General features: G+C 34.6%; 20 protein-coding genes, 1 tRNA gene and 3 pseudogenes. 3 read left to right on the top strand and 21 right to left on the bottom strand.

The genetic code is table 11. The features are described from left to right. Nucleotides 1-169 precede the first annotated feature (169 nt). Nucleotides 170-472, bottom strand: coding sequence for an IS3 family transposase (locus J6569_RS05920; RefSeq protein ID WP_034915944.1), 303 nt, complete (start codon nucleotides 470-472; stop codon nucleotides 170-172). Nucleotides 473-550: 78 nt separating this feature from the next. On the opposite strand from J6569_RS05920, the pseudogene J6569_RS05915 reads away from it, so the two are divergent. Continuing rightward, nucleotides 551-832 (top strand): annotated as a pseudogene (locus J6569_RS05915) (integrase); the annotation flags it as partial. Between the two features lie 80 nt (nucleotides 833-912). Here J6569_RS05915 and J6569_RS05910 read toward each other — a convergent pair. From J6569_RS05910 to dusA, 13 genes and pseudogenes are all read right to left on the bottom strand, one after another. Then, nucleotides 913-986, bottom strand: a tRNA-Cys gene (locus J6569_RS05910). Nucleotides 987-1,118: 132 nt separating this feature from the next. Further along, nucleotides 1,119-1,730 carry a YiiX/YebB-like N1pC/P60 family cysteine hydrolase gene (locus tag J6569_RS05905; RefSeq protein WP_296318026.1) on the bottom strand — a complete coding sequence of 204 codons (612 nt, stop codon included), beginning with the start codon at nucleotides 1,728-1,730 and terminating at the stop codon, nucleotides 1,119-1,121. 84 nt (nucleotides 1,731-1,814) lie between these two features. Continuing rightward, the gene (locus J6569_RS05900) at nucleotides 1,815-2,231 is read right to left on the bottom strand and encodes a DUF4878 domain-containing protein (protein WP_296318025.1); all 417 of its coding nucleotides are present in this window, start codon (nucleotides 2,229-2,231) and stop codon (nucleotides 1,815-1,817) included. A gap of 146 nt (nucleotides 2,232-2,377) precedes the next feature. After that, the gene (gene truC / locus J6569_RS05895) at nucleotides 2,378-3,085 is read right to left on the bottom strand and encodes a tRNA pseudouridine(65) synthase TruC (RefSeq protein WP_296318024.1); all 708 of its coding nucleotides are present in this window, start codon (nucleotides 3,083-3,085) and stop codon (nucleotides 2,378-2,380) included. A 22-nt stretch (nucleotides 3,086-3,107) separates the two neighbouring features. Beyond that, nucleotides 3,108-3,926, bottom strand: a complete 819-nt coding sequence (locus J6569_RS05890; RefSeq protein WP_296318023.1) for a pyridoxal phosphatase — start codon at nucleotides 3,924-3,926, stop codon at nucleotides 3,108-3,110. Nucleotides 3,927-3,992: 66 nt separating this feature from the next. Then, nucleotides 3,993-4,598: pseudogene (gene recR / locus J6569_RS05885) on the bottom strand (recombination mediator RecR). Between the two features lie 211 nt (nucleotides 4,599-4,809). Then, complete coding sequence (gene plsY, locus J6569_RS05880; protein ID WP_065590802.1) at nucleotides 4,810-5,412, bottom strand: glycerol-3-phosphate 1-O-acyltransferase PlsY; 603 nt, start codon at nucleotides 5,410-5,412, stop codon at nucleotides 4,810-4,812. Between the two features lie 182 nt (nucleotides 5,413-5,594). Next, the gene (uvrA, locus tag J6569_RS05875; protein ID WP_366941246.1) at nucleotides 5,595-8,435 is read right to left on the bottom strand and encodes an excinuclease ABC subunit UvrA; all 2,841 of its coding nucleotides are present in this window, start codon (nucleotides 8,433-8,435) and stop codon (nucleotides 5,595-5,597) included. A 234-nt stretch (nucleotides 8,436-8,669) separates the two neighbouring features. Beyond that, nucleotides 8,670-9,605: pseudogene (locus J6569_RS05870) on the bottom strand (sugar kinase). 25 nt (nucleotides 9,606-9,630) lie between these two features. Continuing rightward, nucleotides 9,631-10,101: a YhcH/YjgK/YiaL family protein gene (locus J6569_RS05865; RefSeq protein WP_174798468.1), complete on the bottom strand. Its 471-nt coding sequence runs from the start codon at nucleotides 10,099-10,101 to the stop codon at nucleotides 9,631-9,633. A 112-nt stretch (nucleotides 10,102-10,213) separates the two neighbouring features. Beyond that, complete coding sequence (locus tag J6569_RS05860) at nucleotides 10,214-10,969, bottom strand: hypothetical protein (RefSeq protein WP_296318020.1); 756 nt, start codon at nucleotides 10,967-10,969, stop codon at nucleotides 10,214-10,216. Nucleotides 10,970-11,004: 35 nt separating this feature from the next. After that, a complete protein-coding gene (rep, locus tag J6569_RS05855; RefSeq protein WP_296318019.1) occupies nucleotides 11,005-13,020 on the bottom strand; it encodes a DNA helicase Rep in 2,016 nt (671 codons plus the stop codon). Nucleotides 13,021-13,124: 104 nt separating this feature from the next. Beyond that, the gene (dusA, locus tag J6569_RS05850; protein WP_296318018.1) at nucleotides 13,125-14,093 is read right to left on the bottom strand and encodes a tRNA dihydrouridine(20/20a) synthase DusA; all 969 of its coding nucleotides are present in this window, start codon (nucleotides 14,091-14,093) and stop codon (nucleotides 13,125-13,127) included. Between the two features lie 78 nt (nucleotides 14,094-14,171). On the opposite strand from dusA, the gene J6569_RS05845 reads away from it, so the two are divergent. Beyond that, nucleotides 14,172-14,549, top strand: a complete 378-nt coding sequence (locus tag J6569_RS05845; protein WP_296318017.1) for a DUF5362 family protein — start codon at nucleotides 14,172-14,174, stop codon at nucleotides 14,547-14,549. Nucleotides 14,550-14,779: 230 nt separating this feature from the next. On the opposite strand, the gene ilvN is transcribed toward J6569_RS05845, so the two are convergent. Together ilvN and ilvI are read right to left on the bottom strand one after the other, a co-directional pair. Continuing rightward, nucleotides 14,780-15,274, bottom strand: coding sequence for an acetolactate synthase small subunit (gene ilvN, locus J6569_RS05840; protein ID WP_065591025.1), 495 nt, complete (start codon nucleotides 15,272-15,274; stop codon nucleotides 14,780-14,782). After that, nucleotides 15,274-16,992, bottom strand: coding sequence for an acetolactate synthase 3 large subunit (ilvI, locus tag J6569_RS05835; RefSeq protein ID WP_085165460.1), 1,719 nt, complete (start codon nucleotides 16,990-16,992; stop codon nucleotides 15,274-15,276). Before ilvI ends, ilvN begins: the two co-directional genes overlap by 1 nt. Before the next feature lie 283 nt (nucleotides 16,993-17,275). On the opposite strand from ilvI, the gene ygfZ reads away from it, so the two are divergent. After that, on the top strand, nucleotides 17,276-18,151 hold the full coding sequence (ygfZ, locus tag J6569_RS05830) for a tRNA-modifying protein YgfZ (RefSeq protein WP_065611291.1): 876 nt from the start codon (nucleotides 17,276-17,278) through the stop codon (nucleotides 18,149-18,151). A 68-nt stretch (nucleotides 18,152-18,219) separates the two neighbouring features. On the opposite strand, the gene J6569_RS05825 is transcribed toward ygfZ, so the two are convergent. The 5 genes from J6569_RS05825 to ppdD form a co-directional block, all read right to left on the bottom strand. Beyond that, nucleotides 18,220-19,377, bottom strand: coding sequence for a M20 aminoacylase family protein (locus J6569_RS05825; RefSeq protein WP_296318016.1), 1,158 nt, complete (start codon nucleotides 19,375-19,377; stop codon nucleotides 18,220-18,222). A 211-nt stretch (nucleotides 19,378-19,588) separates the two neighbouring features. Further along, complete coding sequence (locus J6569_RS05820) at nucleotides 19,589-20,338, bottom strand: A24 family peptidase (RefSeq protein WP_296318015.1); 750 nt, start codon at nucleotides 20,336-20,338, stop codon at nucleotides 19,589-19,591. After that, nucleotides 20,338-21,513 carry a type II secretion system F family protein gene (locus J6569_RS05815; protein ID WP_174798473.1) on the bottom strand — a complete coding sequence of 392 codons (1,176 nt, stop codon included), beginning with the start codon at nucleotides 21,511-21,513 and terminating at the stop codon, nucleotides 20,338-20,340. The genes J6569_RS05820 and J6569_RS05815 overlap by 1 nt, the downstream gene beginning before the upstream one ends. Continuing rightward, nucleotides 21,510-22,619 (bottom strand): ATPase, T2SS/T4P/T4SS family, encoded by a 1,110-nt coding sequence (locus J6569_RS05810; protein WP_296318014.1) that lies wholly within the window; start codon nucleotides 22,617-22,619, stop codon nucleotides 21,510-21,512. The genes J6569_RS05815 and J6569_RS05810 overlap by 4 nt, the downstream gene beginning before the upstream one ends. Nucleotides 22,620-22,658: 39 nt before the next feature. Continuing rightward, nucleotides 22,659-23,090: a prepilin peptidase-dependent pilin gene (gene ppdD, locus J6569_RS05805; protein ID WP_065591018.1), complete on the bottom strand. Its 432-nt coding sequence runs from the start codon at nucleotides 23,088-23,090 to the stop codon at nucleotides 22,659-22,661. Between the last annotated feature and the right edge of the window lie 175 nt (nucleotides 23,091-23,265).

The raw sequence follows: 23,265 nt of genomic DNA, 5'->3' as shown, positions 1-23,265 counted from the left end.
CTTGTACCATAAGCACGATAATTAGTATTAAAAATTTTACCCACTATTTCACTCAGTGATATATCTTGTGATTGCTGCGTTAATTGCCGTTGATAATAGAAACGATTTCGGGTTACATTTAAACATCGACATAATGCACGTAAGCTGTATCGATGCTTATTATGTAAAATTAACTCGATTTTCTTCCCATTATCAACGCCGCTTGCTTTAGGATATCATTCTCCATTAACAAGCGTTTATTCTCTTTGCGTAGCGCAATAAGTTCGTTCTCTTCAGTTCGACGATTATCTTTTGCGATGAATGAGCCGGTAGTTTGGTACTGCATTATCCAATTATCTAATGCTGATTTGGTGAGGTCATACTCTGCGACGATATCCGCACGTTTTTTACCATTTTGATATAGCATGACCATTTGTTTTTTGAACTCGTTAGTAAAGCTACGTTTTGCTCTTCGTGATGAATCGATTGCCATTGTTGTTACCTTCTCTTATTTTTAGTTTATCATAACAATGACCTTATAAAACTGGTACTAATTAGTGTAGCCGATCCAAAACAAGGTAAAACAGGGAAAAGGTAAATCAAACAATGAACAGAGCGACTAGCAGACGCAATTAAGTTGGATGCAAAACGAAAAGCAGAAGAAAAGCTGGGCAGAAAAATCAATTGCACATTTCACGATATCAAAGCTAAAGCTATTTCCGACTACGACGGAGCAACTAAAGATAAACAGCTATTTAGTGGTCATAAGACCGAGGCTCAGGTTAATACATACGACCGAAAAGTGAAAATAACACCGACGTTAAACCCACCTAAAAAAGAAGATTTATTCTAACTGTATATTCTAAGTTAATTCCAAGTATTGATGATTTTAAAATAATAATATTTTATCTTATTGATTTTATTGATTAAAAATGGAGGCGCGTCCCGGAGTCGAACCGAGGTAGACGGATTTGCAATCCGCAGCATGGCCACTCTGCCAACGCGCCTTGGTGGTCTATCTGAATAGGCTACAAATATTATCACTGGCTTGACTAATCGTCAAGATTAAATAGATTATAATTACAGCAGTCACTTTATTTTTATTTGAATTTCTAAAATCTATTCATTTTTACAAACAATTATTGTTTTTCTGGATAATGATATAGCCAAGTAATATCAGAATAATTAGCAAATGCACTTGGAAATAAATAATAACCACTTAATGAAGGAAAATGAGTGTGTTTCCATTCAATATTAAAATCAGGTTGGAATTTAATAATCGAATCAAAAAGTAACGTTGTACAATAAAGATGTGTCTCTTCACGGGGTGCTAATACAAAAGCTTGTCCTTTCTTTGTTAAAAGATCATCGATTATATTTTGCTTTTGCATTTCAGATAAAAAATTAGGTCTTGCTATAGCATATGTTTCGGCTATTTCAGGCGTTATAAACTCTGCTAAAGTTGATACAATAACTTGGTTAGGATGGTCCTCATCATCGCTAGTCGTAGCATGAATAATTCTAATTTCTGGATTGATTGATATAATCATACCAATATGTGAAAAATCTCCACCACCTAATTGATTGACAATAAGGCTATCGGTTTGAACGCCTTTTCTAAAGATCCAATCTCCTACTTTAATTAAATAAGGCAATTTAGCTGTTGAATTTGAAAAATAAACAGGCTCGCTAGCAAAAACTAAATTTACTAGCATAATAAAAATAATAAGAAAAAATCTGCAATACTTCATCAAAATTCATTCTTAATTAAAAAGGGCAAATAATATTTACCCTTTTATAATTTTTGAGAACAAAATAGTTATAATATAACTATTTTATTTAAGGTTAATTAACCATTTACCATCAGCTTTGATTACTGATATATTTCTTTCCTCTTTTTTAGTATTATCTTTAAAAAATACGGTAGTTTTCACTTTAGCCATAGTTTTTTCATCATTGGTATATTCTGCTGGTGCAGATTCAACTTTATCAAGTCCGCCATGATCATCAGTGAATTTTTTCCCACGCACTAATGCTTCTTGCATTTTACTCTTAACAAACATTCTCATATCCATATCTGTGTTATCACTATCTTTAGGAAAATTAATTAGACTCATAACTGTATCTGTATCACCTTTATAGATTGCTGTGATAAATTTTTCTGATACTTTTTCAGGAGAATCATCATTCGAGCATGCTGTTACCATAAGTGCTAATAAGAAAATGCTTAAAAACTTTATTACTAATTTCATTTTATTTCCGTTCCTAGTATTATTTATGTTTAATATTAAAATGTTAGAATTATGCTCCTAAATTGAATCCACAGAAAGAATCACAGAAAGCGACAAAATAATACTATATAATCAAATAATTGCAAAGTAATATGGAATAATAACTACTATTTAAAATTTAAAAGGATATCTTGCCAACTTTGATCTAATTTAGCTTCAATAATCATTGGTTTATGTTGGGTTGGATGTTTGATTTGAAGTTTGCTTGCGTGTAACATCAATCGTTTGATATTAAAATAAGTTGCAAATGCACGATTCTGATGTAAATCACCATGTTTGCTATCCCCCAATATCGGATGGAAAATATGTTTCATATGGCGACGTAGTTGATGTTTACGACCGGTTTGTGGTTTTAATTCAACAAAACTATACCTTGCTGTTTCAAATTTGCTAACCTTAATCGGAACTTCAATTTTGCTGATAGATTTGTAAAATGTGACGGCATTTTGTGCTGGTTTATTCTTATTAGTAAATTTATCTGCAATTTTATCTAATTCTTCAACTAAAGGGTAATCAATCACCGCTTCCCCCTCAACATAACCGCGCACAATCGCATGATACGTTTTTTCAATTTGTTTTTTTGCAAATTCTTCTGACATAATTCTTGCTACATCACTAGAAAGAGCAAACAACAAAACACCAGAGGTTGGTCTATCTAGCCTATGTATAGGGAAAACATGTTGACCGATTTGATCACGCAATGTTTGCATCACAACAACTGTTTCAGTTTTATCTAACCAACTGCGATGCACAAGCCAACCAGATGGTTTGTTAATGGCAATTAAGTCATCATCTTGATAAAGAATTTCAAACATAAAATATTTATTAAAATATCAATTATAAAAAGAGCTCTTCAAGCTCCTTAGCTATACTAGGGCCATTATTATCGCCAATGGCATAATTTGCTTTGGCTTTAACTTCATCATCAGCATTACCCATCGCAATTCCTAATCCAGCAATAGATAACATACTTATGTCATTATAACTGTCACCAAAAGCGACAACTTCGCTTAAATCAATATTTTCGTGCTCTGCCCAGTGAATTAACCCATTTCCTTTGGTATTTCCTTTAACTGCTACATCTGCTCGATTTGACCAAGACCATTCACACGAAAACACACCTAAGGAATCAACTGCATTTGAAAATTGTTGTAAAGTAGGTATATTATGACTACTTGTTGCAAATTTAAAAATAGCGTCAGATTGCTCAATAACATTTTCAAAATTATCTACTTTTTTAATTTCAGGTTGTAAAAACTCAGGCAATGATTTAACCCACTTAAAAAAGCTTTCTAAATGATCATCTAACAATTCATAAGTCATCATTTTATCAGTATAAATTAATGTATGAATACCATATTGATTGACAAGATTTAGTAGCATTCGAGCCTGATCTTTCGTCATTGGTTTAGCGGCAAAAGCGTTTTGTTTATCAAAATCATAGATATAAGATCCATTACAACAAATTGCCGGGGTTGATAATTTGAGCTGATAGTAATAAGGATAAATTACAGAATGATGCCGTCCTGAAACTAAAATAACTTTCACACCTTTAGAACTAATTTTTTCAATGGCCGTTATTGTTTCTGGTAAAATTAAACGATTGCTGTCTAACAACGTACCATCCATATCAAAGGCTACGGCTTTATACTTCATATAATACCTCTTTTCATTTCTGATCTTAGCTATAAAGGCTGGCTAAGTACTAAAAGTTAAATAAAATTATAATTCTATTTTTTGACGACCAACAAACGAATGCGATAAGGTGGTACCATCTACCATTTCGAGTTCACCACCAACTGGAACACCATGAGCTATTCTTGTTGTTGTTACATTAAACTCTGAACAAATTTGCGAAATTTAATTAGGTTTTGAATCACCTTCGACGTTGTGATTTGTGGCTAAAATAACTTCGCTAATCGACTCTGAAGATAGCTTTTTTTTCAATAAATCAAGACCTATATCACTAGGTCCAATACCATCTAAAGGTGATAAATGCCCTAATAATACAAAATAGCGACCACTATACTGCCCAGTTTGTTCAATGGCTACTATATCTGCTGGAGTTTCAACCACACAAAGCTGTTCACTACTTTGACGACGAGCATTTGCACAAATAGTACAGGTTTCTTGTTCGGTAAAAGTTCGGCAGTCCTTGCAATGGCCGATATTTATCATTGCTTCATGTAGCTCATGAGCTAATTTAATGCCACCTTGTCGATTTCGTTGTAATAAATGAAAGGCCATTCGTTGCGCCGATTTTGGACCAACGCCAGGTAAACAACGCAATGCTTCCATAAGTGATTCTAATAATGGGCTTATTTGCATGAATTATTTGGTTCCCACATATTTGAGTTTTAAGATAATAATACCTTTTTTAAAAAATCTATCAAACAAGAATTATTCTATTGTTTAATTAACTAACGATAAAATCAAAAAGATTGCAGAAAATAAGTAGGTAGGATGTTACATAACGGACAATCTATGTTATAAAAGCACATATTCAAATATATAACATTATTATGTATAAATTTTTAGGCTATCTTTTGTTCTTGCTACGATGATAACTTTTTGGTTCTTCACCTTTAAAAAGGCGCATAATGTTATTATTATGGCGAACAATAATCAAACACGAAAGCATTGCAACTGGTAAAGTAAGCTCAGGTTTGAATAACCAAACATAAAATGGTGCCATAAGAAAACCAACAACTGCAGCTACCGAAGAATATCCTGTAATTAGTAAAGTAAGTAACCAAGTTAAAATAAAGCAACCTGTAAAATCAAACCCAATTGGAGCCATCATACCTAACGCAGTTGCAACTCCTTTTCCTCCACGAAAATGAAAAAAACAGGGGAAAATATGTCCTAAACAAGCAAAAATACCAATAATACCTAAAAAGAAAGGTGTAATACCAATCCGATATGAAATATAAACAGGAATTGTACCTTTTAACATATCAAAGATTAAAACAAAAATGGCTGGTAATTTGCCATTGAGTCGTAAAATATTGGTTGCTCCAGGATTGTGAGATCCATGTTCTGAAGGATTAGGTAAATGCATGATGCGACTAATAATCATTGCACCAGAAAGCGAGCCCAAAATATAGGCGACTATGATCATCAATACAATTAGCAATGTCAAAATACAACCCCTTTCATCAACCACCCATGCTGATAATTGCACTTAAGAATCTTACCAAACTCGTCGTAAATCCAGTTTCTGTCTATTTTCAGTACTTATTTAACTATAATATTAATTAAAGTATATAAAAAGACTGGGCGTTGCTCCTAGCCCGTTCTTTATATGCTATATTAATAATAATCCTAGACTACTTTTTGTTTTTCCAACAACGGTTTTAAATATTTTCCAGTGAAGGAATGTTTAGATTTCGCAACCTCTTCTGGCGTCCCTTCGGCAATAATTTCTCCGCCACCATTACCACCTTCTGGTCCTAAGTCCACAATCCAGTCTGCTGTTTTAACTACATCCAAATTATGCTCGATAACAACGATAGTATTGCCTTTATCTCGCAAAGAATGTAATTGCGTTAATAATTGTTTCACATCAGCAAAATGTAGCCCAGTTGTTGGTTCATCTAAGATATACAAAGTACGACCAGTATCTCGCTTAGATAATTCTTTTGCAAGTTTTACTCGTTGCGCTTCACCACCCGATAATGTTGTTGCTGACTGTCCAATGGTAATATAAGAAAGCCCAACATCAATCAATGTTTGCAGTTTGCGTGCTATCATTGGCACGGCATCGAAAAACTCGCGACCTTCTTCAACTGTCATATTTAAAATTTCGTTAATAGACTTTCCTTTATATTTGATCTCTAGGGTCTCACGGTTATAGCGAGCACCATGACACTGATCACAAGGAACATAAATATCAGGCAAAAAGTGCATTTCAACTTTGATTAAACCATCACCTTGACAAGCTTCACAGCGTCCACCCTTAACATTAAAACTAAAGCGACCTGGATTATAGCCTCGAGCTCGAGATTCTGGTACACCAGCATAAAGTTCACGGATAGAAGTAAAAAATCCAGTATAAGTTGCTGGATTAGAACGTGGCGTACGTCCAATTGGGCTTTGGTCAATCGCAATTACTTTATCAAAATGGTTAAGTCCTTTGATTGATTTATAGGGTGCTATTTCAGTTTTTTCTGCACCATTGAGTTGGTTTTGGGCAAGGGGATATAAGGTATCATTAATTAAGGTTGATTTTCCCGAGCCTGATACACCAGTGATACATGTAAATAAGCCAACTGGAATATTTAATGTCACATCTTTAAGATTATTACCGGTTGCACCAATAAGTGATAACATTTTTTTCTTATCGACTTTGGTGCGAATAGTTGGTATTTCAATTTTTTCTTTACCGGATAAATATTTTCCTGTTAAAGATGTTTTACATGCCATTATTTGTTTGGGTGTTCCCTGAGCAACAACTTCACCACCATGAACCCCTGCCCCAGGACCAATATCAATCACATAATCAGCAGCCATAATAGCTTCTTCATCATGTTCAACGACTATAACAGTATTACCTAAGTCACGTAAATGCGTTAAAGTGTCAATCAGACGAGTATTATCTCGCTGATGCAATCCAATAGAAGGTTCATCTAACACATACATCACGCCAACAAGACCTGCACCAATTTGGCTTGCTAATCGAATACGTTGTGCTTCACCACCTGATAATGTTTCAGCGGATCTTGAAAGCGTTAAATAGTTAAGTCCAACGTTAATCAAAAATTGTAAACGATCGTTTATCTCTTTCAAGATTTTTTCTGCAATTTGAGCTCGTTGCCCTGTCAATGTCAATTTATCAAAAAAATCCTTGGCTTGTTGCGTACTTAAATCACTAATTGTTGGTAAATTTGTATCATTAATAAACACATTTCTTGCTGCCGTACATAACCTCGAACCATTACAACAAGGACAAGGTCGATGACTAATATATTTTGCTAGCTCTTCACGGATAGTTTGTGATTCAGTTTCTTTATACCGACGAGCTAAATTATTAATAATCCCTTCAAATGGATGTTTACGCTTAACCACATCACCACGATCGTTTGAATAAACAAACTGAATTTCGGTATTACCTGAACCATTTAATAAAATATTTTTTATCTTTTCAGGTAATTTCTCATACGGTTTATCAATGTCAAACTTATAATGATCCGCTAATGATTTTAGCATCTGGAAATAGTAAAAATTGCGACGATCCCAACCTTTAATCGCACCCGCAGCTAATGAAACTTCTGGCATCTGAACAATACGTTTTTGATCAAAATATTGTTGCACACCCAAACCATCACACTCAGGGCACGCACCAGCAGGATTATTGAACGAGAATAATCTCGGTTCTAATTCAGAAATACTGTAACCACAAATAGGACAAGCAAAATTAGCCGAAAACAAATATTCTTCAGCTTGTGGATCATCCAAATTGGCCACTTTAACAATACCATTAGTGATCGAAAGAACCGTTTCAATCGACTCTGCTAAACGAAGTTTTAAGTCGTCACGAATACGAAAACGATCAACAACAACTTCAATGGTATGTTTTTTTTGCAATTCAAGAATTGGCGGATCAGAAAGATCATATACATCACCATCCACTCGTACCCGAATATAACCACTAGCAGCAAGTTGCTCGAACAGTTTAACAAACTCCCCTTTACGCTCAGTAACCACAGGGGCAAGTAGCATATAACGATTATCAGTCGGTAACGCCATGATGCTATCGACCATCTGTGATATCGTTTGTGCAGCTAACGGTAAATGATGATTTGGACAACGAGGTTCTCCAATTCGAGCAAAAAGCAAACGTAAGTAATCATAAATTTCAGTGATAGTCCCTACTGTCGAACGAGGGTTATGCGAAGTTGATTTTTGCTCGATCGAAATTGCAGGTGATAATCCTTCAATATGATCTACATCAGGTTTTTCCATCAAAGATAAAAACTGACGAGCATACGCCGACAACGATTCAACATAGCGTCGTTGCCCTTCGGCATATAAAGTATCAAATGCTAACGAAGATTTACCTGATCCAGAAAGACCTGTAATAACAACTAATTTATCTCTTGGAATGGTTACATTAATGTTTTTTAGATTGTGCGTTCTCGCACCACGAATATCGATATCTTTGATTGACATAGATCTCTTCTTTGTTGCGTTTTTTAAACAAAATGGATAGAAAATTAACTGTATATTATACCAGTAACATTTGATTAAATATACAACTATATAGCTGAATATACTACTTGGCTAATTTTATACTAAAACACAGTGTTACCTGAAACTTTTTGACAAAAAATAAACTAAAATTTTTATTTCTACCGCAGAGAAAAACGGTCATTAATAACCGTCATTTGTTGATTTAACTTAGTATATCAATTTTGGAGTCGCATCAACAGGAATAATTGCGCCGCGATATTGTATAACCGTGCCAGCCACCAAATGCCCCTGTAATGCTGACTGAGAAGGGTTCCTTCCACTTAAACGAGCCCCAAGATAACCAGCACTAAATGAATCGCCAGCGGCAGTAGTATCAATCACTTTATCTTTAGTGATTTTATTAGCAGGAACTTCAAAACGACCATCAGCAGAATCAATAATACAGCTATCACTGCCACGTTTAATAACAATTTCAGTTACACCAAATTGTTTTGTACGCTCAATAATTTGCTCATAAGGTAGCTTACCCCATAATAAATCTTCGTCATCTAATGTTAAAAATGCAATATCTGTAAAGCTAAGAATATCAGCATAAACACTACGAGCCAAATCAAGGCTACTCCATAAACATGGACGAAAATTATTATCAAAAATAACTTTACCGCTATTAGCTTTAACACGTTTTAAAAGATCTAATAATTTAAGGATACTTTCAGCATCTAAAATAGCAATACTAATACCGCTCAAATATACATAATCATAATGTTCAATTTGCTGAATTATTCTATCTGTTTCAGTTGTTTTCAACCAAAATTTAGCAGCAGCATCATTACGCCAATAATAAAAAGACCGTTCACCATGTTCATCAGTAACAATAGAATAAAGCCCCGGCATTTTATCAGACATTCTTTGTACTAAATCTGTTTGAATGTTTTCTGTTTGCCAACAATCTAACATTTCTTGACTGAAGGGATCGATACCAAGCCCGGTTACATAATGTATTGAAAAATCATTATCTTTTAGTAAACGAGACAATTAAATCGATGTATTAAGCGTATCACCACCAAAACCACGCGTAGTCGAATCCTGATTCATCGACAATTCAATCATACATTCGCCAATAACAGCTATTTTTGTAGCCATATTATACTTATCATCTTTAACCTTTTTATAAATAATCTAACGCGATTTTTACCACAACTTTGCGAACTGTTTCGATATTATTATCAATTGCACAAAGCGGTTTATGCACTTCATTAGGTAAAAACACGATAAAATCATTTGGGTGTAATATCAACAAGGTCTCTTCTTTTGGTGTTTCGATAAAGGCAATATCATTTTCTACTAATTTATTATCTAACACTTTGGTATACGGAGGTAACGTACTTACTGCCATACCCTCTTGCCCAACTAAAACAATCTGAACGTCAATATATTTTTCATGATATTCTGGATCAGCATCGTGGATATATCGCGATGCACTATCTGACACCATAAAAAACATATTATCACCATCAATATCGTAACGCCCCACAGGCGTGTTATTATTGACATTATCTTTAATATATTCAATTGATTGTTTAATTTTTTCGGGTAAATAAGGAACTAACCCTAAATGATTAATATTACCTAAAATCATACCAAATTATCCTTAAAAATATTGATGAAAATTAATACAAATAACCAAATTAGTTGTAACTAACTTATACTATGATAAATTTAATTAGATTGATAAAGAGTATATACATAAGTCACTTATTTTCGTAGATTATTTGACATATTTCTTCACATTCGTTTGTTTTCATCACGTTGATAATATGTGATAACTGTGATTTAAATATAGGCTGTTGAGTTATTAATTGTTCGGCCTTTTCAATGATTGCGGTCTTTTTCGATTCTGGGATAAATTTAGCGTAATTTTCAGCTGATTGTTCTAATGTGGCGATAATATCCAATTTAGATTGTTCAGTTAAACAGTCTGGTAAAGCAATCCACTTGAATCCACCGTAGTAATATTTTAACATTTCTGATTGCATCATTTTCACACTATACTGTATAACTCCACCTCTTTCATTATCGGGAAGTTCTTTATAAAACTGATTAATATGGGGAGATATTGCCGCAAAATATTTTATATTAAAAGTGCTTAATAAAATAATTTCTTGTTGGAATCGTTTTAGGTTATTCGTTAGATCTTGGCTGGTTATTTCGTTTGATTTATTTGATGAAAAGATTAAATAAGTCTCAACTATATGGTTGATATAATTGGTTATATCTAATTTCTCATCTATTTTATCTTTTGAAAAATTCTCAAGAAGTTTGGGATCAGTAAATTGGCTAAGAATTTCTTTACCTTCTTTTGTATATAACCTAGGTAATGTTTTTTGCGCTTCAAATTTTTTGGTTAATTGATAGAGCCTCGTGCGTTCTGAGTGATAATTTAAACCTGTAGCATTCGCAAAGCAACTAGTTAAAATTAATATCACACTTATTATTAACTTCATCATTTGTTATTCCTTATTGTATAATTGTCAAAATTTGGTTACTTAGCCTTGGCAATTTGCGCTTTTAGCATGGCTAGCCTACTTTGCCCTTGTTGCATTTTTTTTTCAGGTGATAATTCGTTACGCTGATCTTGCCACTCTAAGTCGTCTTGTGGCAGTTCTAATAAAAATCGACTCGGTTCAACTTGAAGTGTCTCGCCAAATTGTTTACGTTGCCGGCTAAAAGAGAAAGTCAGTTCTCGTTGCGCCCGAGTAATACCAACATAAGCTAAACGGCGCTCTTCTTCAATATTATCTTCATCAATGCTAGTTTGATGAGGTAATAGACCTTCGGACATGCCGATCAAGTAGACATAAGGAAATTCTAATCCTTTAGATGCATGTAGTGTCATAAGTTGTACTTGGTCGAGTTCTTCTTCGGACTCGTTACGTTCTAACATATCACGCAAAGTAAATCTCGCGACAGCTTGTTCAAGTGTCATTGCTTCATCAATATCATCACCTTGCAACATATCATTTAACCAACTGACCAATTGTTCTACATTGCGCATGCGCATTTGCCCAGATGTTGGGGATGATGAGGTTTCATAAATCCAGCTCTCATAATGAATCCCGTGTAGAAGTTCATAAATTGCTTCCATGGGTTCAGTATGAGATTTTTGAATAAGGGTATCAAACCAATGTATGAATTCTTGTAATGACTCCATACGTTTACCTGAAAGCAATTGGGTCAACCCCATATCATGGCTTGCTTGATATAAACTAACACCTCGATGATTAGCCCATTCGCCAAGTTTTTGAATAGTTGCAGGACCAATTTCTCGTTTTGGTGTGTTGATAATACGAATAAACGCATTATCATCATCTGGATTAGTTAATAATCGCAAATATGCTATTAGATCTTTAATTTCAATTCGAGCAAAAAATGATGTACCGCCAGAGATTCGATACGGTATCCGATATTGCATGAGTATCTTTTCAATTAGTCGTGCCTGATGATTGCCACGATATAAGATAGCATATTGACCATATTGACTGTTATGCGCAAAGCGATGGCCAATAAGGTGATTAATAACTTTTTCGGCTTCATGCTCTTCGCTATCGGCTGAAATAACTTTTAATGTTTCACCATAACCCAGTTCTGAGAAAAGTTTTTTTTCAAAGATATGTGGATTATTTTCGATTAAGATATTCGCCACTTTTAAAATTCGACCCGATGATCGGTAATTTTGTTCTAATTTGATCACTTCTAAATTAGGAAAATCTTGTTTAAGTAATACTAAATTTTGTGGTCGTGCACCACGCCAAGAGTAAATAGACTGATCATCATCACCAACAACAGTAAATTTAGCTCGGTTACCAACCAGTAATTTGATAAATTCGTACTGACTTGTGTTTGTGTCTTGATATTCATCAACCAACAAATAACGAACTTTGTTCTGCCATTTTTCGCGAACTTCTTCGTTGGTTTTTAATAAGAGTGTGGGCAATAATATAAGATCATCAAAATCTAATATACTGCAAGCTTTTAATTGTTTTTCATACAATTGATAACAGTGAGCAAATAATTTCTCTTTATTCGTCTGCGCTCTTGCCATCGCAATAGTTGAATCAACAAGATCATTTTTCCAATTTGAGATTGTTGAGCGTAATTGATTAATCAGATCCTTATCATCTTCTAACCATTGATGAGTTAGTTCCTTAAGTAGCGCTGTTTGATCATGATCATCGAATAGTGAGAAGTTAGATTTAATTCCCAGATGAGTATACTCTCGGCGAATAATATCCAATCCTAGCGTATGGAATGTTGATATTTTAAGCCCTCTTGCTTCTTGTTTACTAAGTGCTTGGGCTATACGTTCTTTCATTTCGCGTGCGGCTTTATTCGTAAAGGTAACTGCAACAATATGGCGTGGTAAATATTCTTTAACACGAATTAAATAGGAAATTTTGTTAATGATAACCCGAGTTTTGCCAGAACCTGCCCCAGCTAAAACAAGGCACGGTCCTGAAACATATTCAACGGCTTTTTGTTGACTTGAATTTAAACGCACAGAATAAAACCATTAGGGAGAATGTGAGCTAGTATATAACGATATACTAGCAGCGCGCAATTAGCGTCATTATTGAGCAAATAAAATTGCTATTTTGTTAAATATTATTTGATGAATGTTAAAGCCTGTTCAACAACCTCGACCCCTGCCCCTTTTTTATGCGCATTTTCGCTAAGATAGCGCCGCCATTGCCTTGCTCCTTTACGTCCATTAAATATACCTAAAGTATGCCGCATAATATGGTTAAGTTGCGCACCTTGCATTAGCTGTTGTTCGATATAAGGGTAAAGTGCTTGAATAGCAGATAGAGGATCAATGACTGGAGCATTTGTGCCAAAAATTTGCGTATCAATTTCAGTAAGTAACAGTGGATTTTGATATGCCTCTCGCCCAACCATTACACCATCAACATGCTGTAAATGGCATTTTATTTCATCAATTGTATTTATGCCACCATTGATGGCTATAGTTAAATTGGGATAATCTTGTTTCAATTTATAAACACGTTCATAGTCAAGTGGCGGAACCTCACGATTTTCCTTTGGGCTTAATCCTGATAACCATGCTTTGCGCGCATGTACAATAAATGTTTTGGTGTAAGGCATTACCTTCTCAATAAATTGACACAAAAAAGTATAGCTATCGCAATCATCAATACCAATTCTTGTTTTTACCGTGACGGGAATATCAACCTGATCTTGCATCTGAGCGATACAATCGGCAACCAAATTTGGATTTCCCATTAAACAAGCACCAAACATACCATTTTGTACGCGATCTGATGGACATCCCACATTTAAGTTGATTTCGTCATAACCACGTTCTTGCGCTAATTTTGCACATTGCGCTAATGCGTTAGGATCGCTACCGCCTAGTTGCAAGCTAAGTGGATGCTCTTCATTGTTGAAAGCTAAATAATCACCTTTCCCAAATAAAATTGCGCCTGTAGTCACCATTTCGGTATATAGCAATGTTTTTTTTGTTAAAATTCGATGAAAATAACGGCAATGTTTATCTGTCCAATCTAACATTGGGGCAATAGAAAAACGATTTAAACTTGAACTATTATGCAAAAAATTACCTCGACATTAATTTAAAAAATGCTATTTTATTCGCCACGTTCAAATAGAGCAATAATATAAGGAATAAAAATGAATACAAATCAAACAAATATAATTTCTTTTCAAATAACTGAATTATTAATAAAACATATGCGTTTTATCGCTACTATGCAACAAGTTTTTGGTGTTATTTTTATAATAGCTGGCGCTTTTACATGTCTAGGAATAATTACTGCTATTGTTGGCATCCCACAAATTTTTGCTGGAGCCAAACTTTTCAAATCGGGAAGTGCATTTAGCTTAGCTGCAAGTCTTCGAAAAGGAGACGATATCGTTGATGCTATAGAAAATATTTATGGCTATTGGAAATATTTTCTAATTACATTTATCGCTTCGATTGTATTTATTGTTTTATACATTGTAATTATTATTTCTATTCTTGTTACATACAGTAATGGTTATTACTAACAATTATTACTTTAATCTAAAGACTACTGATCTTCTAATTTTGGCACTTTTTCAAGTAAGTATCTAGTAGCATTGTTCTAGGCATAACGAGTTGCTATTGTTAATTTTTGGCAAGATTAAAATATGGCAACATCTTTATGCCTTTTGATTGAGAAATCAACAGTCTTAGTATTGTTAACAAAATTAAGGCGCACAATGTGCCTTAATAAATATGTTAACTATAAATATGGCTATTTAACTGTTTTTTCACTACGTGATAAGCCAATAATTCCTGAACGGACGGTTTCGATAATATTGCATGTTTCACGAATTGAGGATAAAAATGAATCTAGTTTTTCACTAGTACCCGATAGTTGTACAATATAATGTGTTGCAGTGACATCTACGATCGATCCTCTAAAAATATCAGCACAACGTTTAACCTCATCACGCGCCTGTGAGCCTTTTGCTTCCACTTTTACTAGCATTATTTCACGCTCTACATGTGGTCCTTCAGTCAAATCATGCACACGGTAGACGTTGACAAGCTTATGTAATTGTTTTTGGATCTGTTCAATCACATGCTCATCGCCCGAGGTCTGGATTGTCATGCGGTGCATGGTTGGATCTTCGGTTTGCGCAGTGGTGATAGTTTCGATATTAAAACCACGTTGCGAAAACAAGCCGATAATTCGTGATAATGCGCCAGGTTCGTTTTCGGTTAAGATTGATAATATATAACGCATTAGGTTCTCTCCGTTTTACTAAGCCACATTTCGTTCATTGCACCACCTCGAACTTGCATTGGATATACATGTTCAGTCGCATCAGTCATAACATCAACAAAAACTAAACGGTTTTTGATCGCCAGTGCTTGTTTCAGTTTAGATTCTAGTTCCTCACGCTTTGTTATTACCATACCAACATGACCATAGGCTTCTGCAATTTTAGCAAAATCAGGTAGAGATTCCATATAAGAACTTGAATGGCGTCCAGAATAAATCATATCTTGCCACTGTTTAACCATGCCTAAGAAGCGGTTGTTCAAATTTAAAACCAGTACTGGTAAGCCATATTGCAATGCGGTTGATAATTCTTGAATATTCATTTGGATACTACCATCGCCTGTTACACATACAACGGTTTTTTTAGGATATGCCAATTTGACTCCCAGCGCTGCTGGCAAACCAAATCCCATCGTGCCTAGCCCACCAGATGTGATAAAGTGACGAGGTTTATCAAATGGGTAATAAAGCGCAGTAAACATTTGATGTTGACCGACATCGGTCGTCACAAATGCATCACCTTTGGTTAATTTATATAACACTTGTATCGCTTCTTGTGGTTTAATGCTTTGCCCTTCATGGTTATAAGCTAAGCAGTGACGTGATCGCCAGTGTTCTATCTGTTTCCACCAATCAATTAATGCGTCAAGATCACGTTCTGTATTTAACTCATCTAACATAGACAGCAACGTTTCAAGAACAACTTTTGCATCACCAACTACAGGAATTGAAGCAGATATAGTTTTTGAAATAGAAGTCGGATCGATATCAACATGAATAATTTTGGCTTTTGGACAATATTTTTCAACATTATTGGTTGTTCGATCATCAAAACGTGCACCGATTGCAAAAATTACATCGGCATTATGCATGGCCATATTAGCTTCATAAATACCGTGCATGCCTATCATACCAAGATAATGTTTATCGGTTCCCGGAAAAGCACTAATACCCATTAACGTTGAAGCGACAGGTAAGTTTAATTTTTCTGCAAGTGTTTTAATTTCGCCACTAGCATCGGCGGCAATAACCCCACCACCAATAAATAACACCGGTTTTTTAGCCGATAACAACGTGGTTAATGCTTTTTTGATCTGTTTTTTATGACCTTGAATCGTTGGATTGTAAGATCGCATTAAAACTGATTTTGGATAATGATAATTATATTTGTTAGCTGGATTAACAATATCTTTTGGTAGATCGATAACGACTGGACCAGGCCTACCTGTCGAAGCAATATAAAATGCTTTTTTGATGGTTTCTGGAATATCTTTACTATCTTTGACTAAAAAACTGTGTTTAACAATCGGACGCGAAATTCCGATCATGTCACATTCTTGAAATGCATCATTACCAATTAGGTTACTGGCAACTTGTCCAGACAATATAACCAGTGGAACCGAATCCATGTAAGCTGTTGCAATACCAGTAATAGTGTTTGTTGCCCCAGGGCCTGATGTAACTAAAACAACGCCAACATTCCCTGTTGCTCTAGCATAACCATCGGCCATATGTACCGCAGCTTGTTCATGGCGAACTAATATATGTTCAATACCACCTAACGTGTGAATGGCATCATAAATATCAAGAACACTACCACCGGGATAGCCAAATATCTGTTTTACTCCTTGGTCAATCAAAGATTGAATAACCATCTCTGCGCCTGACAGTTTTGCCATGGTTGTTGTCTCCAATGTAACTGATTAGTCATTTAGTGGTTTATTTTGCATCAACTTATAAACAAAATCAATTAAAGTCAATTAACTAAGTGTTTTACTGAAAAATTATCCACAAATAAAATTATTTTTTAAAATATTATGAATAATATCCGTAATCTATCTATTTTATTTAAATATTGCTAATTGATTTTATTGTTATTTTTTTATTTTTTATATAAACTCAGGAGATGAGTATTTCTAGCCATAACGGTACTAGGATTCTTCTTCACCCAAAGGTACAAATATGAGCAATATTTCTTCTAAACCAACCTCTCTTGCTGACTGGCAATTAGTTAAAGTTACAGGTGAGGATAACCGAGCTTTCTTGCAAGGTCAAATAACTAACGATATTAACCGACTTTCAGAAAAATCTACGCTTTATGCTGCTCATTGCGACAGTAAAGGCAGAATGTGGAGTACTTTATTGTTATTTCAACGAGGTAATGATATTTACTATATTGAGCGTAAAAGTGTTGTTAAAAAACAGATTGCCGAACTAACAAAATACGCTGTTTTTTCTAAAGTAACTATCGAACCAGTCGAAGATCTAAATATGGTCGGCTTGGTTGGAGATGCGATCCCCCCTGGAATCACAGAAAAATTAAGCGATAAAAACTGTTTTACTGAAAATAATATCACCTATATCAAACTACCTTTACCGCAAATGCGTGTTATTATGGTAACGCCGGAGCCTATTTCTGAAGATTTACATCCATGTAGCGACTGGCTAAAACTTGATCTTCAAGCTGGTTACCCTATCATTGATAATGACAATATGGCAATATTATTACCACAAGCCTGTAATTTGCAATCTTATGACGCAATCAGCTTTGAAAAAGGTTGTTACTGTGGTCAGGAAATGGTAGCTAGAGCGCAGTTCCGTGGAGCAAATACTCGTGGTATGTATGTTATAAAGGGCACGAGTGATGTTCTACCTAAAATTGGTAGTACACTTGAATATAAACTTGCCGGTGGTTGGCGAGAAGGGGGACTTGTGTTAGCTGCGGCAAAACTAGACGAAAAAGACGGTGTTTGCGTCCAAGTGGTACTTAATAATGGAATTGATTTAAATACGCCATTTAGAGTATATGGAAATGACAATAGCCGAATGACATTTTAATTGTCTGCGACTAATAAGCTGGGATAACACAACGTTTATTCCAGCTGTCGTTGAAATCTCGTTTTAACTTAGTTAGCAAGTTCTTGGTTAACTATTTCAACAAAATAGCTTACACCAGTTGTTAACACTTCATCATTAAAGTTAAAAGCTGGATTATGCAAATTAGCCCCTCTACCAGCGCCCAACCATACATAAACACCAGGGATTTTTTGTAGCATAAAAGCAAAATCTTCTGAACCCATTGAAGGGAGAGGATCAATAATTAAGTTATCTTGTCCCACAACTTGTTTAGCAGCTGCAATAGCAATATCAGCTTGTTTAGCGTAATTGATGGTAGCTGGGTAACGGCGTTGATAATCTACTTCCGCCTTGGCTCCAAATGTTGTGGCAATACCTGTTGCTATTTGTTTAATACGATTTTCAGCCATATCTTGTACTTGTGCACTAAATGTTCTAACAGTACCGCGAATAACCGCTTCCTGTGGTAACACATTCCAAGTATCGCCACTATGAATTTGCGTTACGCTAACTACCAATGAACTTAAAGGATCAGCATTACGGCTCACAATACTTTGTAATCCATTTACAATTTGCGTAGCTGTCAAAATTGTATCTTTTCCTAGATGAGGCGCAGCGGCATGAGCACCAACACCCGTTATTTTGATCTCAAATACATCATACGATGCCATCATTGGGCCATGATTAATATAAAAGTGATTTAACTCCATATTAGGTTGATTATGCATGCCATATACTGCTTCAATCGGAAATTGTTCAAATAAACCATTTTCAACCATTACTCTGGCTCCGCCTTCGTTTTCTTCAGCTGGTTGAAAAATAAGAACAACAGTACCAGCAAAATCACGGTGTTCACTAAGATATTTAGCCGTTCCTAGTAACATTGCAGTATGCCCATCATGACCACACCCATGCATTTTGCCAGAAATGGTTGAGCAATAATTAATATTATTTTCTTCAATAATATCTAATGCATCTATATCAGCTCGCAGAGCAATCCATCGTCCATCACGATTACCTTTAATAATACCAACAACTCCTGTTGGAGCAAAATCAGTATATAACTCGGTAATACCAAAGGATTGTAACTTTTCGATAATAAATTGCGTGGTTTTAACCTCTTCAAAGGCTGTTTCTGGATGGGCGTGAATATGATGGCGCCATGTTATCATTTCGGTTTTTAATTGATTAATACTATTAGATATCATAAGTAATTCCTTAGTAGGTGAATAACCTGCGGTTCAACAAACCTAGCTAACACTATAACGCGATTTTCACTTTTATAAAAATAACTATTTTTACTATGGATATCAATTTTAGTTATATATTGCATTTAATGAAAAAATAATACATTTATGCACTTTTAACACTTATTGATTAACAATAAATTGATTAAAACACCTATTTTCCTGAAACTTTTTAACAGAAATAATAAATCACATAACCAGAAATTAATAAGAAAGGACCAAATGGAATAACTTTTGATTTTGGTTCATTGATCACATATCGCAAAAAAAGAGAATATATAATCCCCAATAGGGAAGCAAAAAATAATAACATTGGTAATGATGTATAAGGCAACCAAGCACCAAGAGCGGCAAGCAATTTGATATCACCTCCCCCTAATCCCTGTTTTTTAAATACCAAATAAAATAAAGTAGCAGGTATTTTTAATAATAGATATCCCCAAAAGATACCTAGCAAAGCATCGGTTAAAACGATGTTTGCCAAATCAAAATAGGCAAGCATTACACCTGTCCACATTAATGGTTGGGTAAACAAATCTGGCAATAAATAGTATCTAAAATCGATTAAAGCTAAAAGTAAAAAATAACAACCAAGAATCATTAAAATACCGCTTTGATAATTGATGCTTTTATCAATATAGATAAAAGTAAATAAAACAGCGACAAATAATTCAACAATAAGATATTGGCATGAAATATTGGTATCGCAGTAATAACAACGTCGTTTTAATATTAACCAAGAAATAATCGGTATCAATTGCCAAGCTTTCAGCTTACTATGACAATGTGGGCAAGCAGATCGATGAAAACTAATTCGACATAAATATTGGTATGGTGTCAGTGTTGGCAAATAACGATAATAAGCAACATAAACAAAGCTACCGATACAAAGACCTAAATAGATAATAATAAATACTAACATTAGTGAATTACATCGCCCATTTGGAATATCGGTAAATACATAGCCATAATTAAACTGCCAATAATTAAAGACAAAACAAGCATTAATAATGGCTCGAATGCTTGCGATAAATTATCGGTTAAGGTTTGATTTTGTTCTTGATAATAAATTGCTAATTTATCGAGCATTAAATCTAGTGTGCCTGATTCCTCCCCCACATGAATTAACTGTGAACATAAATTAGGAAAGTATCGTTGCCCATGCAATACATGGCTAAATGGAAGCCCTTGCTCAATGCCTACAATAATTTGCGAAATACTATCACGATAAAGACAATAGCAAGTAGTATTAGCCGCCGCAGTTAAACCAGCTAATAATGGTATGCCAGCTTTTTGAGTGATTCCAATTGTTTGAAAAATCTGAGTTAAGCAAGTGGTTTGAATAATTTTTCCAATAAAGGGAAATTTTATTACTATCATTTCGATTTTACGTCGATAACGCACTTTTAAATAGCGTTGATAACAAAAATAACTAATAAAAAAGACGATACACCAAATTAACCAGCTTTGTTGCAAATAACTCGAAAAATCAATAACTCCTTGTGTAAAAGCTGGTAGTTCAGCATCGAAATTTTGATAAATATCGGAAAATTTAGGTAAAACGAATAATAACATTACCAAACTTGCCATCATTGCAATCAATAATAAAAATAACGGATAACGCATTGCCTTTTTTAGGCTTTTTTGCAGTTTAATTGATTTTTCAAGCAATAACGATAATTGTTCAAAACTTTCATCGAGCTGCCCAGTTAGTTCACCTGTTGCAATAATCTCACAATACAAAGAGGAAAACACCGATTGATGTTGCTGCAATACTTGAGATAAAAATTCGCCTTTAGCGACTTGTTGTTTAATATCAAGTAACAAATATTGCCAATGCGGTTTAGCTTGTTCTTGAGCAAGCAATTGTAATGTATCAATAATAGACAAACCTGCTTTTAACATAGTCGCTAATTGTTTGGTAATCATCAGTAGATCTGTACGATTAAAACTATGTGCAGTAATAATTTTACCAGCTTTAATCTTAATGGCAATTTTACCTTGCAATAATAACAGTCTTTTAGCTGCCTGTGATGATTCGGCAATAATTTTGTGTTGGTTAAAATCGACATCATACCAATAATAGAGCCGTTTCATACTGTATCACCCAAGACTCGATTTAATTCAGCTAACGTTGTCATACCCTGCTTCACTAATTTTTGCCCAGCTTTTTTTAATGAAATCATATTTGAGGATAAAATAGCTTGATTTGCTAAGATTTGTTGTTGAATTTCGGGGGTGATGACTAACAACTCGTATAGTCCAATTCTTCCTTTATAGCCACCAATACAATTAGAGCATCCTGAAGACAAATAATGTGGTACATGTTCATTACCAAACATAACCAGATCATTCGCTACTACCTTACAGTGTGGACACAATTTTCGAACTAACCGCTGAGCAATGATTAATTTTAAACTTGATGATAATAGATAATTTTCTATACCCATTTGCTTTAATCGTGTTATTGCCTCGACACTTGAATTAGTGTGCAATGTAGATAATACTAGATGCCCTGTTTGCGCAGCTTGAATTGCAATTTCGGCGGTTTCATGATCGCGAATTTCGCCAATCATCATTACATCAGGATCTTGCCGTAGTAAAGCACGCAATACAATAGCAAATGTTAAGCCAGCCTTGAGATTAATCGCAGTTTGATTAATACCCTCTAGAGGAATTTCAATGGGATCTTCGACACTACAGATGTTACGTTCGGTTTTATTTAACCGCTTTAATCCACTATATAACGTCACCGTTTTACCGCTTCCTGTTGGACCTGTAACTAAAATCAATCCTTGTGGGTAGTCTAAAATTTGTTTGAATGTTAACAGATCTGCATCCGTTAACCCTAAATCATTAATGGTTAATTCAGATTCATGATTATCCATTACTCTTAAAACAATTTTTTCGCCATTCATTACAGGCAAAGTGGAAATACGCATGGTATAACGATCAATAATGAGTTGGCCATCTTGCGGTAATCGATGTTCAGCTATATTTAGTTGAGACATGATTTTTAATCTTGCTGTTATCTGTTTCGCTAATGCAAGTGGGGGTGATAACATATCGTGCAAAACACCATCAATGCGCATACGAATACGATAGCTATGTTGGTAAGGCTCAAAATGAATATCCGAAGCACGCTTATCTAATGCTTCAAGTAACAATTTATCGATACTTTCAATTAACTGTTCTTCTTGCATAAAGGTGGTTCCTTATTCGTCAATTATTAAATACAAACATTAGAATTTAAAAATATCTTCACAAGCACTGGTTAAACTGGTATCACTTGGCGATGTAGTACAAACTCGGCTCCAATCTAAATTGCCATTTGTAGCATTGATTGTTGGTGTTAGTGTAGTAGTTAACCCTGTTAAGGCGCTAGTTCCAACCAAAGTAATAACTCCGTTATTAACCGTAATAGAAGTAACATAATTTGATGTCCGACTAGCTGGTACGCCATTATTACCATTACTACAATTGGTTAAGCTACCTTGCTCTACAGCACAAATTTCTACAGCGGTTTTATACGATGTCATTGTTTGCAACATATCAGTCATTGCGGCTTTTTTTACATATCCCTGATAAGCAGGAACACCGATAGCGGCTAAGATAGCGATAACAATAATGGCAATCATAAGTTCAAATAACGTAAAGCCCGATTGATTAGACATAAACACCTCTATTTTTTAGTCAATGATTTAATCTAAGAGCCTTTATAGCAAAACAAAAAAATGGAATAATAATGAAAAAGTAAGATTAGAAAGTAAAATCCTTAATGTAGTTAATTATTACGTTGTATGTTCAATTTTTGCGAAGCAAATCGCAAAATAGACAAATCCATACATC

It is taken from the genome of Gilliamella sp. (genome assembly GCF_024104075.1).
In the GTDB taxonomy this organism is placed as follows: Bacteria; Pseudomonadota; Gammaproteobacteria; order Enterobacterales; family Orbaceae; genus Gilliamella; species Gilliamella bombi.
Note: the sequence above shows the minus strand (reverse complement) of the source record. Positions and strands in the feature narration are given on the sequence as shown.